This is a genomic window from Simiduia sp. 21SJ11W-1, from assembly GCF_024138675.1.
Taxonomy (GTDB): Bacteria; Pseudomonadota; Gammaproteobacteria; order Pseudomonadales; family Cellvibrionaceae; genus Simiduia.
The window spans coordinates 3,489,821-3,503,149 of record NZ_CP090959.1 but is presented as its reverse complement, the minus strand read 5'-3'; the positions used below and the strand labels follow the sequence as shown (position 1 = coordinate 3,503,149).

The 13,329-nt window shown below is 58.4% G+C and carries 15 protein-coding genes; 11 read left to right on the top strand and 4 right to left on the bottom strand.

Features of this window, described 5'->3' with window-relative positions:
* The first annotated feature begins 3 nt into the window (after window positions 1–3).
* The 8 genes from nusB to L1F30_RS15345 all read left to right on the top strand — a co-directional run bounded on the left by nusB (window position 4) and on the right by L1F30_RS15345 (window position 6,722).
* The gene (gene nusB / locus L1F30_RS15380; protein ID WP_253357513.1) at window positions 4–456 is read left to right on the top strand and encodes a transcription antitermination factor NusB; all 453 of its coding nucleotides are present in this window, start codon (window positions 4–6) and stop codon (window positions 454–456) included.
* Between the two features lie 45 nt (window positions 457–501).
* A complete protein-coding gene (thiL, locus tag L1F30_RS15375) occupies window positions 502–1,470 on the top strand; it encodes a thiamine-phosphate kinase (RefSeq protein WP_253357504.1) in 969 nt (322 codons plus the stop codon).
* Complete coding sequence (locus L1F30_RS15370; protein WP_253357502.1) at window positions 1,427–1,954, top strand: phosphatidylglycerophosphatase A; 528 nt, start codon at window positions 1,427–1,429, stop codon at window positions 1,952–1,954. Before thiL ends, L1F30_RS15370 begins: the two co-directional genes overlap by 44 nt.
* Complete coding sequence (locus tag L1F30_RS15365) at window positions 1,948–2,583, top strand: TIGR02281 family clan AA aspartic protease (RefSeq protein ID WP_253357500.1); 636 nt, start codon at window positions 1,948–1,950, stop codon at window positions 2,581–2,583. Before L1F30_RS15370 ends, L1F30_RS15365 begins: the two co-directional genes overlap by 7 nt.
* Window positions 2,584–2,608: 25 nt before the next feature.
* Entirely contained in the window at window positions 2,609–3,211 is a 603-nt protein-coding gene (gene ribA, locus L1F30_RS15360) for a GTP cyclohydrolase II (RefSeq protein ID WP_253357498.1), read from the top strand.
* A 113-nt stretch (window positions 3,212–3,324) separates the two neighbouring features.
* Window positions 3,325–5,376 (top strand): CHASE domain-containing protein, encoded by a 2,052-nt coding sequence (locus L1F30_RS15355; protein ID WP_253357496.1) that lies wholly within the window; start codon window positions 3,325–3,327, stop codon window positions 5,374–5,376.
* Between the two features lie 4 nt (window positions 5,377–5,380).
* The gene (locus tag L1F30_RS15350) at window positions 5,381–6,280 is read left to right on the top strand and encodes a diguanylate cyclase response regulator (RefSeq protein ID WP_253357494.1); all 900 of its coding nucleotides are present in this window, start codon (window positions 5,381–5,383) and stop codon (window positions 6,278–6,280) included.
* 25 nt (window positions 6,281–6,305) lie between these two features.
* Window positions 6,306–6,722, top strand: a complete 417-nt coding sequence (locus tag L1F30_RS15345; protein ID WP_253357492.1) for a response regulator — start codon at window positions 6,306–6,308, stop codon at window positions 6,720–6,722.
* A 10-nt stretch (window positions 6,723–6,732) separates the two neighbouring features.
* On the opposite strand, the gene L1F30_RS15340 is transcribed toward L1F30_RS15345, so the two are convergent.
* The 4 genes from L1F30_RS15340 to L1F30_RS15325 all read right to left on the bottom strand — a co-directional run bounded on the left by L1F30_RS15340 (window position 6,733) and on the right by L1F30_RS15325 (window position 10,597).
* Window positions 6,733–7,452, bottom strand: a complete 720-nt coding sequence (locus L1F30_RS15340) for a leucine-rich repeat domain-containing protein (RefSeq protein ID WP_253357490.1) — start codon at window positions 7,450–7,452, stop codon at window positions 6,733–6,735.
* A gap of 3 nt (window positions 7,453–7,455) precedes the next feature.
* Window positions 7,456–9,360, bottom strand: a complete 1,905-nt coding sequence (gene dxs, locus L1F30_RS15335; protein ID WP_253361847.1) for a 1-deoxy-D-xylulose-5-phosphate synthase — start codon at window positions 9,358–9,360, stop codon at window positions 7,456–7,458.
* A gap of 100 nt (window positions 9,361–9,460) precedes the next feature.
* The gene (locus tag L1F30_RS15330) at window positions 9,461–10,348 is read right to left on the bottom strand and encodes a polyprenyl synthetase family protein (RefSeq protein ID WP_253357488.1); all 888 of its coding nucleotides are present in this window, start codon (window positions 10,346–10,348) and stop codon (window positions 9,461–9,463) included.
* A gap of 3 nt (window positions 10,349–10,351) precedes the next feature.
* Window positions 10,352–10,597 carry an exodeoxyribonuclease VII small subunit gene (locus L1F30_RS15325; protein ID WP_253357486.1) on the bottom strand — a complete coding sequence of 82 codons (246 nt, stop codon included), beginning with the start codon at window positions 10,595–10,597 and terminating at the stop codon, window positions 10,352–10,354.
* Between the two features lie 243 nt (window positions 10,598–10,840).
* On the opposite strand from L1F30_RS15325, the gene pomA reads away from it, so the two are divergent.
* Genes pomA through L1F30_RS15310 form a run of 3 tightly spaced genes read left to right on the top strand, consistent with a single transcriptional unit; the run spans window position 10,841 to window position 13,215 of the window.
* Window positions 10,841–11,602, top strand: coding sequence for a flagellar motor protein PomA (gene pomA / locus L1F30_RS15320; RefSeq protein WP_253357484.1), 762 nt, complete (start codon window positions 10,841–10,843; stop codon window positions 11,600–11,602).
* Between the two features lie 12 nt (window positions 11,603–11,614).
* Window positions 11,615–12,598, top strand: a complete 984-nt coding sequence (locus tag L1F30_RS15315; RefSeq protein WP_253357482.1) for a flagellar motor protein MotB — start codon at window positions 11,615–11,617, stop codon at window positions 12,596–12,598.
* Window positions 12,598–13,215, top strand: a complete 618-nt coding sequence (locus tag L1F30_RS15310; RefSeq protein ID WP_253357480.1) for a PilZ domain-containing protein — start codon at window positions 12,598–12,600, stop codon at window positions 13,213–13,215. The genes L1F30_RS15315 and L1F30_RS15310 overlap by 1 nt, the downstream gene beginning before the upstream one ends.
* Window positions 13,216–13,329 lie beyond the last annotated feature (114 nt).

The window sequence follows — 13,329 nt, the reverse complement described above, 5'->3', positions numbered from 1 at the left end:
CTGATGAACGTATCCGCATCGGGCCGTCGGCAGGCGCGTCACTACGCCATGCAGGGCTTGTATCAGTGGCAAATGGCAGGCAGTTCGCTCAATGCCATTGAGGCTGAGTTCCGCACTGATAACGACATGACCAAGGTAGACGTGCCTTATTTTCAGGAGTTGCTGCACCAGGTGCCCGCCAAACTCGATGAGTTAGAGGCCGCCTACTCACCCTTTTTGCAGGGCCGCAACAACGACGAGTTAGACCCGATTACCCGGGCGCTGCTGCGTTTGTCTACCTATGAAATGAAGCACCGAATTGACGTGCCCTACAAGGTGGTGATTAACGAAAGCGTGGCCCTGGCGAAAAAATTTGGCGCAACCGATGCGCACAAATTTATTAACGCCGTACTCGATCAATTGGCCGCTTCACTGCGAGCGCTGGAAGTGCAAGCAGAGCGCAAGGCCAAGCGCTAGCGCTACACTGAACAGGGTTGTTAATTTAAAGGCAGGAATTTCCTTATGGCGTTGAGTGAATTTGAACTCATCAAGCGGTACTTTTTTCAATCGGCGCGCGCCTTTGGCGTGAACATGGGCATTGGCGACGATTGCGCCTTGCTCAGCGTGCCGGAAAACAAAGTGCTGGCAGTTTCAATGGACACCCTTGTTGGTGGCATTCACTTTCCCCGCAATGCAGACCCGGAGCTGATTGCCGAGCGCGCCCTGCGCGTTAATCTCAGCGATCTTGCGGCCATGGGCGCCGAGCCTTTGTGGTTCACCTTGGGTTTAACCATGCCCAAGGCCGATGAACAATGGCTGGAGGGCTTCTCCCGCGGGCTTTTTGCCTGTGCCGACCAATACAACATTGCGTTGGTAGGTGGCGACACCACGCGCGGGCCGCTGGCAATCACCATTCAGGTGCACGGCGCGGTTGAGCAGGATTACGCATTCATGCGCGGCAATGCGCGCGTGGGCGATGTGATTTACGTAACCGACCAGCTGGGCAATGCGGCAGCCGCACTCGCGGTAATTCGCCAGGAATTGAGCGTGGGTAAATCGGCCTTCAGTTATTTTATGCAGCACTACTACCGGCCTGTGCCACGTTTAAAAGAGGCCAAATTGTTGCGCGGCATTACCCACTGCGCCATTGATGTATCCGATGGCCTGCTGGCAGACCTTGGCCACATTTGTGAAGAGAGCGGTGTAGGGGCAAAAGTCGACATAGAGCGGGTGCCGGTTTCCACGGCGCTGAACAAGGTGGCCGAGGCCGAGCAAATTGCCAATTGGGCGCTCGGCGGTGGCGATGACTACCAGCTGTGTTTTACCGTGCCGCAGGCGAAAATGGCCAAGGTAGAGCAGCTCATAGCAGACGGAAAATTAAATGCCACGGCCATTGGCGAAATTGTAAAAGGCGGCGATGTCACCTGCCTGCTGGACGGAGAGCCCTATGAGCCAAGCCGACGTGGCTACAGCCACTTCGACCGGGCCTAAAGCGCTGCCCGGTATCGGCCAGATGCTGGCCGAGCCGCGCCTGTTGTTGGCGCTGGGTTTTGGCAGTGGGCTGGCGCCCAAGGCGCCCGGTACCTTCGGCACCCTGGCGGCCTTGCCGCTGGCGTGGCTGCTGCAGGCCTACCTGCCCACCTGGGGGGTAAGCCTCGTGATTGTGGCGGCCTTTGCACTGGGTGTGTATGTGTGCGATTACGCCGGCCGGTGGCTGGGCGTGAGTGATCACGGCGCCATTGTGTGGGATGAATTTGTAGGCCTTTGGATTGCACTGCTCTGGGTGCCCATGAGCCTTGGCTGGTGGCTGTACGGCTTTGTGCTGTTTCGCCTGTTTGATATTGCCAAGCCCTGGCCCATTGGCTGGGCCGACCGGCGCCTCAAGGGTGGCCTGGGTGTGATGCTCGATGATGTGCTGGCGGGCCTGATGGCCTTGGCGGTACTGCAACTGACCCTGTGGGTGTGGCCGTGGTAAGGCTTTGGCTGGTAGCACTGTTCTGGTTGTGGGTGCAACCGGCCTCTGCGCTGGATATTCAGGCCCAGGGCTTGCTCAAAGGCAGTGCAGTGCTCGCCATAGACGGCAATACCCGCATTTTAAAAGAAGGCCAAACCAGCCCCGAAGGGGTAACGTTGGTGGAGGGCACCAGCAAATTTGCCCGCGTGCGCTACCGTGGCCAAGAGTTGAAGATCACCTTAAGCCGGCGCATCAGTGGCAGCTTTGCGCCACCCAAAAAAGCCGAAGTACGCCTGGCCCGCGGCCGCGGCGGCCATTACTGGGCCGAGGGCGCGATTAACAGCCGGCCCATGCAAATGATGGTGGATACCGGCGCCACCAGCGTGGCCATGAGCGAGCAGCACGCCAAAGCCCTGGGTGTGCGCTATACCGAAGGCCAGCGCGGGCAGGTCAGTACCGCCTCTGGGCGCGCCACCAGTTGGCAGGTCATGCTCGAATCTGTGGGTGTGGGTGGCGTGGTGGTGTACCAGGTGCCGGCGGTGGTGCTGGAAGGGAATTTTCCCGAGATGGTGTTGCTCGGCAACAGCTTTCTCCAGAAGGTGGATATGAATCAAGAGCAAGGCGTGCTGGTGATCCGGTCGCGCCTGTAGTGCGCTCTAACAAAGAGGTTTTCGAGTGACCATTCGCTACATTGAGTCTTCGCGCTTGCCCACGCCCTGGGGCACGTTCGACATGCACGGGTTTGAAGACCCAGACAACAACAAAGAGCACCTGGTGCTCACCATGGGCGACGTGCGCGGTGAAGAGCCGGTGCTGGCGCGAATTCACTCCGAGTGTTTAACGGGCGATGCCCTGTTCAGTTTGCGCTGCGATTGTGGTGCCCAGCTGCAGGCCGCCATGCACAAGATTGCCCAAACCGGCCGCGGCGCGATTTTCTATTTGCGCCAGGAAGGCCGTGGCATTGGCCTGCTCAATAAAATTCGTGCCTACAAATTGCAAGATTGCGGCGCCGATACCGTAGAGGCCAACGAGGCGCTCGGCTTCGGTGCTGACATGCGCGACTACTCCATTCTGAAGCCCATGCTCGAACACCTGGCAATCGAGCGCATCCGCTTGATGACCAACAACCCGCGCAAGGTTAAAGCCTTTCAGGATTTGGGTATTCCCGTGGTGGAGCGGTTGTCGCACCAGACTGGCCGCAACCCGCACAATTTGCGCTATCTCGAAACCAAAAAGGGCAAGCTCGGCCACTTGTTTAACGACCAGCAAGACGACTGATCAAGCGACAAAAAGCCATTCCCGCGCCGTTTTGGCTGAATGCCCGAACGGCTACCCCAATCTTGAACTAGATTTACTGCAGCCTTTGCCCGATTCGCAATTGGAGTGCAGCTTTGGGATTGCCGCTTTCTGCCAAACCCGCCTGGCTGGTGCTGCTGATTTCCATCTCAGTCAGTTTCTTTGCCGCCTACGTCACCGACCAGCAAGCCCGTAAAACGGGCCAGGCCCAGTTTGAGCGCCAAGTAGAGCTGCTGAGGTTGGATATCCAGCACCAGCTGCTCATTTACAGCGGCCTGTTGCGTGCAGGCGTTGGGCTCTTCTACGCCTCGGAAAATGTCACCCGCAGCGAGTGGCGCCTGTTTGTAGGCACCCTTGCGCTGGATCGCCACTACCCGGGCATTCAGGGTATTGGCTATGCAGCCTACCTTGCCCGCGACGATAAGCCGGCATTTGAGGCGGCCATTACTGCCGAGGGTTTTGCACGCTTTGCCATTGCCCCGGCCGGCCAGCGCGCTTTCTATACCCCCGTCACCTATCTTGAGCCCTTTACCTGGCGCAACCAGCGCGCCTTCGGTTACGACATGTTCTCGGAGCCCGTGCGACGCGAGGCCATTGCCCGTGCCAGAGACACAGGCCAGGCCAGTGTGTCAGGCCACGTGACCCTGGTGCAGGAAACCGATGAGGATGTACAGGCGGGCTTTCTGATGTATGTGCCCGTGTACCGCACCCGTGAAGACCCGGGCAGCCAAGTGCTGCGAGCCCAAAGCATTCAGGGGTTTGTGTACGCCCCCTTTCGCATGGGGCGGCTACTGGCCGCCATTACCGAGGGAAAGCCAAACACACTGCACTTTCGTATAACCGATCAACCGAGCGGCGCCTTGCTCTACGACTCAAGCCCAGGCATGTCTTCCGCCCCTGGCAGGTACACAGCAGCGGTAACCATGGAGATGGGCGGGCGGGCCTGGCGTCTGGATGTGCAGGCGACGCCTTTGTTTGACGGCCAGCAGCGCGATTACGGCGCGGCCTGGGTGTTGGCGGCGGGTCTGGTGGGGAGCTTGTTACTGTTCATCATCGCGCTGACGCTTGCGGGCCACCGTCGCGCAGCCCAGGCCCACGCCGATCGCATGGCGCGCCAGCTGGCGCTGTCTGAAAAGTTTCGCCATATGGCTGATGCAGCGCCCACAGCCTTGGTGGTGGTAGATCCTGGCGGGCGCATTGAACTGTGCAACCAGCAGGCGGTGGCGTTGCTGGGCGGGCCTGAATCGGCCTTGTTGCAGCGACCCATGGATGAGTTTCTGCCCGCCAAGGCCGCCCAACTGATTGGCCAGCAAGGCCAGGTGGTGAATTGCAGGAGCCTTGAAGGGGTTCAGTGCCCGGTGGAGCTCAGCCAGCGGCAAGCGCCGCTAAACGGACTAATCTATACAGTGTATGCGTTGGTTGATGTAACCGAGCGCAAGCGTCAGGAGGATCTTCTCCGGCGTAAAACCCGTGATCTGGAGCAGTTCGTGTATGCCGTATCCCATGACTTGAAGTCGCCGCTGGTGGCCATTACCGGCCTCTCCGAGGTGTTGGCCCTGCAGCCTGCTGTGGCTGATGATCCAGAGGCGCGACAGCTGCTCGGGCGCATTACGGCTAACAGCCGTCAAATGGAGCAGCTGCTGCAGGATTTACTGGCGCTGTCGCGGGTATCGCACCAGGTGTTGCCCTTGGAGTATATCGATTGGGCGTCACTGCTCGATGATGTGCAGGCCACCCACAAAGCGGCCTTCGACGCCGTGGGTGCCCGGCTGCAGCTAGAGGCGCTGGGCGATGGCTTCTGGGGGCTGCGCACCTTGATCATGCAGTTGTTTAACAACTTGCTGCAAAACGCCATCAATTACCGCGACATCGATCGCCCGCTCAAGGTCACGGTGGCGTGTACCACCAATCACCGCGGGCAAACCTCGATTCAGGTGAGCGATAACGGCATCGGCATTGAGACGGAGTGGCAAGAAAAAGTGTTTCAGTTATTTATGCGTCGCGACAGCAGGAAAACCCCGGGTTCCGGTTTGGGCCTGGCAATTTGCGAGGCCGTGGTCGAGCGGCATCAGGGGCGCATCTGGTTGGAGAGTACATTGGGTGAAGGTACGCGGTTTTACATCGAATTACCCAATCTAAAGGAGTAGTTGAGTGCCAGCAAAATCAAGTGACAAACAAGGCCTGCACATTTTGCATGTGGAGGATTCCGAAGATCATCAGTTGATCATGCGGTCGCTGTTAAATAAAACCGGATTGACTTTCAAGTTGACCCAGTGCCAACACCGAGATGAAGTGAAACAGCAGTTGGCATCCAATCCGCCCTTTGATTTGGTGCTGCTCGACTATTTGCTTGCCGACGGCACCAGTGAAAATATGCTGGGCTGGTTTACCGGTGTGCCAGTGGTGGTGGTAACGGTAATGGAAGATGAGCACATAGATTCCAAGCTGATGCAAAAAGGCGCGGCAGACTTTGTGTCAAAGGGTGAGCTGACGCCGAATATTCTCAAGCGCGTTATTCGCCACGCGCTGGATAGGCAGGATATTCTCAACCAGCTTATTGAAGAATCCTGGCACGATTCGCTTACCGGGCTCTACAACCGCCGCTTTGCCATGCGTGAACTCAACCGGTTAATCACTGAACTTAACCGCTACGGCAGTACCTTCAGTTGTGCGCTGATCGACATGGATGAGCTCAAGCAACTGAACGATAACCACGGCCACCCGCTTGGTGATGCAGCCATAAAACACATTGCGCACGCCATGACATCAGTGTTGCGCGATGGCGACCTGGCCGCGCGCCTGGGTGGCGATGAATTCCTCATGGTGTTTCCGAAAACCGATCCAAAAGATGCCCGCCAGTGTTTGTTGCGCTTCACGGAATTTTTAGCGCAACACCCGGTGCAGCACGAAAGCAAAAAAATTACCCTGTCGGTAAGTTGCGGGCTGGTGCCAAGTGCCGGCGAATCGCCGCAGCAATTGCTGAAAAAGGCCGATGCCCTGCTCTACCAAGCCAAGGGCGAGGGCAAAAACCGCATCAGTTGCCAGATGTGATAAACCACACACCGCAAGGTAGAGGATGAATACAGAGGCCCAGCGCATTTTATTGATAGAAGATAACGACGATCACGCGTTGCTTATCCAAACAGTACTCAAGGCCCATGTCCTTGAGCTGGTGCGCGTGGCAAGTGCAGAATCTGCCCAGCGTTATTTGCAAGGCGACACTATGCCGGTGGCGTTGATACTGGTGGATGTCAATTTGCCGGGCATGAATGGCATTGCGTTTCTGCGCTGGGCAAAAGGGGCGGAGATACTGGCACCGGCGGTGATGCTATCCACCTCAGATAACCCGCAGGATATTCGCCAAAGTTTCCGCGCCGGCGCAAGCGGTTACCTCATCAAACCCGTGGGTTTGGCCGAGCTCAAACAAAAGTTAACCCACACAATGGACTACTGGTTCGGCGCGAGCCAGCTGCCCCTAGACGCGCCCCGCTAGGCAACGGCGCTTATTCAAACTCGCTGATTGAGGCGGGTTCGCCAAATTCATCCACACACCTGCTTGGCACATTCAGCCTTACCTGGCTGTGGCGCAGCGCGCGCTTGATATCTGCCAGGTAATCACAGCGGTCTTTACTGGTAAGGCGAAAACTCAGCTGTTGCAGTTGGCCAAAGCCGCCCAGCAAATGCAGGTCACTCACCGGGTTGCCCCGCAAATCGAGCTTGGTGAGCTTGTCGAGATTTAACAGTGGCCAAATGCTCGCCACTTTATTGTTTTTTAATTTAAGTTCGCGCAATTGGTAAAGTTTACCCAGCGGGCTCACCTCTGCAATGCGATTGCCAGAAAGGTCTAATTCTTCCAGGTGGGTGAAGTGCTCAAGGCCCTGAAGGCTGCGTATGCCGGAATTTTTGCACGCCAGCGTGCGCAAGTCTGTGGGTTGGCTGAGGGCTTTGGCCTCGGTGTGCGAGAGCGCACGGGCCACGCGCTGTTTTACGCACTCGTAGAGGTTGGTGTCAGCAATGCCAAGGGCATTGAGGCTAACGAGCGTGGCGTCGTAGTCGGCACTCTCGCCCTGGCGTGCCAAGCGCTCGGCTTTTAATTCTGCGTAGCGTTTGCTGGCTTCGGATTCCGCGGCTTGCTCTGCAGGCGCAGGCCCGCTGGTGCATTTGCCGAGGGTAAAAACGGCCGCCGCGGCGGCCATAAATACGTAAACCGAGGCGCGCTGCATCACTTAACCGTTGGCGGCGTTGGGCAGCGGAAGTTGCGCCAGCCGCTGTTGAATCCGCGCTAAAATCTGGGCGCTATCAAGGCCCGCCGCAGACAACATTTCCGCCTGCTTGGCGTGTTCTATGTAGGCATCTGGCAGGCCCAGTTGCAGCAGGGGTACCAATATGCCCTGGCTGTTGAGGTATTCCGCCACCGCAGAACCCGCGCCGCCTGCCAGGGTATTTTCTTCCAGCGTCACCAGCAATTGATGGCTGGCGGCCAGTTCGCTGATGATTGTTTCGTCCAGCGGTTTCACCCAGCGCATGTCGATGAGGGTGGCGTTGATTTCGTCGGCCGCCAGTTGCGCGGCGCCAAGCAGGGTGCCAAAGCACAAAATGGCCACCTGGGCTCCGGGTTTCACCTGGCGGGCAACGCCGATGGGCAGCGGCGCCAGCTGCTCGTTTACCGCAGCGCCTGTGCCTGTGCCGCGCGGGTAGCGCACGGCGGCCGGGCCCTCGTACTGGTAGGCGCTGGTGAGCAGGGCGCGGCACTCGTTTTCATCGGAGGGGGCGGCAATGATCATGTTGGGAATGCAGCGCATGAAGCTTAAATCGAAGGCGCCGGCGTGGGTGGGGCCGTCTTCGCCCACCAGGCCCGCGCGGTCGATGCCGAAGGTGACATCCAGGTTTTGAATGGCCACATCGTGCACCAATTGATCGTAGGCGCGCTGCAAAAAGGTGGAGTAAATGGCCACCACGGGTTTTTGGCCTTCGCAGGCCAGGCCCGCCGCCAGCGTTACCGCGTGCTGCTCGGCAATGGCCACATCGTGGAAGCGCTCGGGGAAGCGGCTTGCAAACTCCACCATGCCGGAGCCTTCACACATGGCCGGTGTAATGCCCACCAACCGGCTGTCTTGGGCTGCGGTGTCGCACAGCCAGCGGCCAAAAATTTCCTGGTACTTGGGCTTTTTAATTGCGCTGGCATCCTGCACGGGCGCTTTGGGCTCAATTTTATTGAGCGCGTGATAACCCACCGGATCTGCCTCGGCAGGCCCGAAGCCGCGGCCTTTTTGGGTGATGATATGCAAAAGCTTCGGGCCCTTGATATCGCGCAGGTTGCCCAAATAGCGCACCAGGCGCTCGGTGTCGTGGCCGTCTATGGGGCCCACGTAATTAAAGCCCAGCTCCTCAAACAGGGTGCCCGGCGACACCATGCCCTTCATGTGTTCTTCGGTTTTGCGCGCCAGCTCCCAGGCCGATGGAATTTTGGAAAGCACCTTGCGGCTGCCCTCGCGCAGGGCGTTGTAGGTTTTGCTGGCCCAGATGCGCGAGAAGTAGGTGGCCAGGCCGCCCACGTTTTTTGAAATCGACATGTTGTTGTCGTTCAAAATAACCAGCATGTCGGTTTCTGTGTGGGCGGCGTGGGTAAGTGCTTCAAAGGCCATGCCGGCAGTCATGGCGCCATCGCCGATGATAGCCACAGTTTTGTGCGGCAGGTCTGCCATCTCGTGGCCCAGTGCCATGCCGAGTGCAGCCGAAATAGACGTGCTGGAGTGGCCCACGCCAAAGGTGTCGTAGGGGCTTTCGGAGCGCTTGGGGAAACCAGCCAGGCCGCCTTTTTGGCGCATGCTCAGCATTTGCTCGCGCCGGCCGGTAAGAATTTTGTGCGGGTAGGTTTGATGGCCTACATCCCATACCAGTTTGTCGTCGGGCGTTTGATACACATAGTGCAGCGCCACAGTCAGCTCTACCACGCCCAGGCCCGCGCCAAAATGCCCGCCGGTTTGCCCCACGCTGTAGAGCAAAAAGTGGCGCAGCTCTTCTGCCACTTGCGGCAGCTGGCTTACCTCCAGCGCACGCAGGTCGGCCGGCGTATCGATGCGGTCGAGCAGGGGGGTGGCTGGGCGCTGGCGGGGTATTTCATTAAACATGGCGTTGCTGGTATCTGTGCGGGTGTGATTCACCGGATCGGCCATTTTAGGCGCCGAACCCTCAAATGACTAGCGCCAATTCCGGCGCCAGCGTGGCCTTTTACGCGCGCCGCTCAATGATGTAATCGGCCAGTTGACGCAGGTAATTGGCCTGGGGCCCGAAACCTGCCAGGGCCTCGTGCGCCTGCTGGTGCAGTGCGCGGGCCTTGTTTTGGGCGGCTTCAAGGCCGAGTAGCGACACATAGGTGGGCTTGTTGTGCTGCTGGTCGGCACCTTGTTGTTTGCCCAGGGTTTCGGTATCGGAGATCACATCCAGAATGTCGTCTTGCACCTGGAAGGCCAGGCCAATGGCCCGGGCATAGAGCCCGAGCGCCTGGCGCTGGGCCTCTGTGGCGCCGCCTGCCAGCGCGCCCAGCTCCACGGCTGCGGCAATCAGTGCGCCGGTTTTGTATTGGTGCATGGCCTCTAGTGCGCCGATGCTGAGTTGTTTATCCACCGCTGCAAGATCTATGGCCTGGCCCAGCACCATGCCCCGCGCGCCGCTGGCCTTGGCCAGGCACTGCACCATGGCCAGTTGCTCGGCGGCGCCCAGAGGGCTTTGCACCAAGAGTTCGAAGGCCAGCGCCTGCAGTGCATCACCGGCCAATATGGCGCTGGCTTCATCAAAGGCAATGTGGGTAGTGGGCTTGCCCCGGCGCAGGTTGTCGTCGTCCATGGCGGGCAGGTCGTCGTGAATCAGGCTGTAGGCGTGAATGGCCTCCACGGCGGCTGCCGGCCAGTCGAGGCCATCCGGCCGGCCCGCTGCCACTGCCTGTGCGGCGGCGTACACCAGTAGCGGGCGCACTCGCTTGCCGCCATTGGTGAGGCTATAGGCCATGGCGTCACGCAGTTGTGCGCCCTCGCCTGCAAAGTGCGCCAGTGCCTCTTGCAGGCGCGCATCCACCGACTGCCTCACCTGGTGGCTGAAAGCCAAAAGCTCTGGATGCATGGGCTAGGCGTCCTGCTCGGGCTGGTCTAGCGGCTCAAGGCTCAGTTCGCCGTTTTTTTCCAGCAGCAGGTTAACCCGCTGTTCGGCTGCCTGCAGGCGGGCCTGGCATTCGCGGGTAAGCTGCACGCCTTCTTCAAAGGCCTTCAAAGATTCCTCCAGCGACAGGTCGCCTTCCTCCATGCGTGCCACCAGCGCTTCCAGCGCTGCCAGTGATTGTTCGAAGTCTTGGGCTTTTTTGCGGGTGGCCATGGGGTGCTCCTTCGCAGGCGGCACATTCTGCACCACCTCTGTGTGAAAAGCCGCAACCCTATACGAGGGGTGCAGGCCGGTCAATCTGTGCAGGGCTCGGCATTCTTGCGGCAAATCCATGCTAAACCCGTATTCCTAACTAAACTCATTTTGTGGCCCCCGGTTTAGAAACCCGGGTGCCGGACGATAACCAGAGAGATGCCCGCAAGGGTGTGCTGCATTGAGGGAATTAAGGAGTACTTTGTGGATTTAGCCACGCTCATTGGGTTGGTGGGTACCATCGGCCTGATTCTTACCGCCATGCTCATGGCCGGTAATCTGGAAATGTTTGCCGATGCGCCCTCTTTTGTGATTGTGGTGGGCGGTTCGACGTTTGCGGTAATGATCAAATTTGGCCTGGCCCACTACCTCTCGGCCATGAAGATTGCCGGCAAGAGCTTTATGTTCAAAAGCAGCGATCCGGTAGACCTGATTGCCGAAATTGTGGAGCTGGCCGATGCCGCGCGCAAAGGCGGGCTGTTGAGCCTTGAGGGCAAAGAGGTCAGTAATTCCTTTTTGCAAAAGGGCATCCAGTTGTTGGTAGACGGCCACGACCCGGAAGTGGTGAAAACCCTGCTCTCGAAAGACAAGGCGCTGGCAGTAGAGCGCCACGAGTTGGGTGCGGCCATCTTTTCAGCCATGGCAGAAACGGCGCCGGCCATGGGGATGATTGGCACACTGGTGGGGTTGGTGGCCATGCTGTCAAACATGGACGACCCGAAATCCATTGGCCCGGCCATGGCCGTGGCACTGCTCACCACACTTTATGGCGCCATCATGGCCAACGGCCTGTTTGGCCCCCTTGGCGACAAACTCAAGCTGCGTGCCGGTGAAGAGGCACTCACCAAAAGCCTGGTCATTGATGCGCTGCTGGCGATTCAGGGCGGCCAGAACCCGCGGGTGATCGACTCTATGCTGCGCACCTACCTGCCTGAAGGCAAACGCGAAGCGGCAGACGCGGGCTAAGGGGCAGAGGCTGTGGCCGACGAAGAGCACGAGTGTAAATGCCCGCCGCCGGGGTTGCCGGCCTATATGGGCACCTTCGCAGACCTGATGGCACTGCTGATGTGCTTCTTTGTGCTGTTGTTGTCTTTCTCCGAAATGGACGCCATGAAATTCAAGCGCTTAGCGGGCTCTATGGCGCAGGCCTTTGGCGTGCAAAACAAACTCAATGTGGTGGATGTACCCAAGGGCACCAGTGTGATTGCCCAAGAGTTCAGCCCCGGCACCCCAAACCCCACACCCATCAACGAAATTTGGCAAAAAACCGACGACAACACCGAGAGCAGCCTGGAGGTGCAGTGTACCGAGGAGTACGAAGTTGAGCAGGGCGACATCAACAACGAGGCCGGCGTTAAAGCCCGATTGAAAGAAAAGCTTGAGGAGATGATTGAGCAAACCGAGCAAGATGCGGTGGAGCTTGCGCAATCGTTGCACGATCAAATTGTGGCGGGTGAAATTGAAATTGAATTCCAGGGCCGCAAGATTATTATCCGCATCCGTGAAAAAGGTTCCTTCCGCTCGGGCTCGGCCGAGCTTGTGGGCAACTACGCCGATGTGATGGAAGAAATCCGCGCCGTACTGCGCGCCAAGCCCGGCAAAATAGAAGTGCAGGGCCACACAGATAACATCCCCATTGCCACGGCGCGCTTTCGTTCAAATTGGGAGCTTTCCTCCAGCCGCGCGGTATCGGTAGCCCAAGAGCTGATGCGCGACAATGAAATCAACCCGCGCAGGTTTCAGGTATCGGGCTTTGCTGAAACCAAACCGCTGGTGCCCAACGACAGTTCAGATAACCGCGCGCGCAACCGGCGTGTGGAAATTGTGATTCAGCAGGGGCTGGATTCAAACATTTCCGAGGCCGACATCGAAGTGCTCAAAGAAGAGGGGCAAGACATTTTGCGCGATCTGGATCTAGACCCGGAGTATTTGTTCGACCTAGACCCTAACGAGGTATTTTAATGAGCGAGCGGCGCCGTTTTTTCCGCATTAACGACCGCGTGGGGGTGGCCTATCGCGTGTTGACCGAAGCCGAGGCCAATAGCCGGCAAGAGCGCGACAGCGAGCCCATGGATACCCTGAGCCTCTTGTCGCACTATGAATCCACCATCGAGCAATTATTGCCGCAGGTGGAATCTGAGGTGTTGGCGCAGTTGCTGGGCACGCTCAACAAAAAAATTAACTGCATAGTGGCGCAACTGGAGCTAGACAGCCGCCTGGTGCGCGATATTGCCCACAAGGTGCGCGAAGTGAATATCAGCGCCTGTGGTATGGCTTTTGTTGCCGATGAACATGTACCGGCCGGCAAAATCCTGAGCCTTGATCTGGTGTTGCGCCCGGAGGGCAATCACATTGCCACCTACGGGCGGGTGCTCGATTGTGAGACAACCGATGCCGGCCACTATGTACGAACAAACTTCATCGCCCTGAGCCCCTTCGACCAAGAGGTGTTGATTCAACACATAGTGCGCAAGCAAGGCTGGCTGATTCGCGAGCAGCGCGACCGCGAAGCCATGCAGGAGCACGCCGAATTACAGGAAGAACTTCAAAAGCCGCCTGTGACGCCGCGCACAAAATAGTGGCCTTGTAGGAAAAGGCTTACACGCATTGCCGCCATTGGCGACTATTCGCCCGTTGCAAATACCCAGAGAATGCGCCCCGTAAGGACACATATCAGGGACGATGGCAGGGAG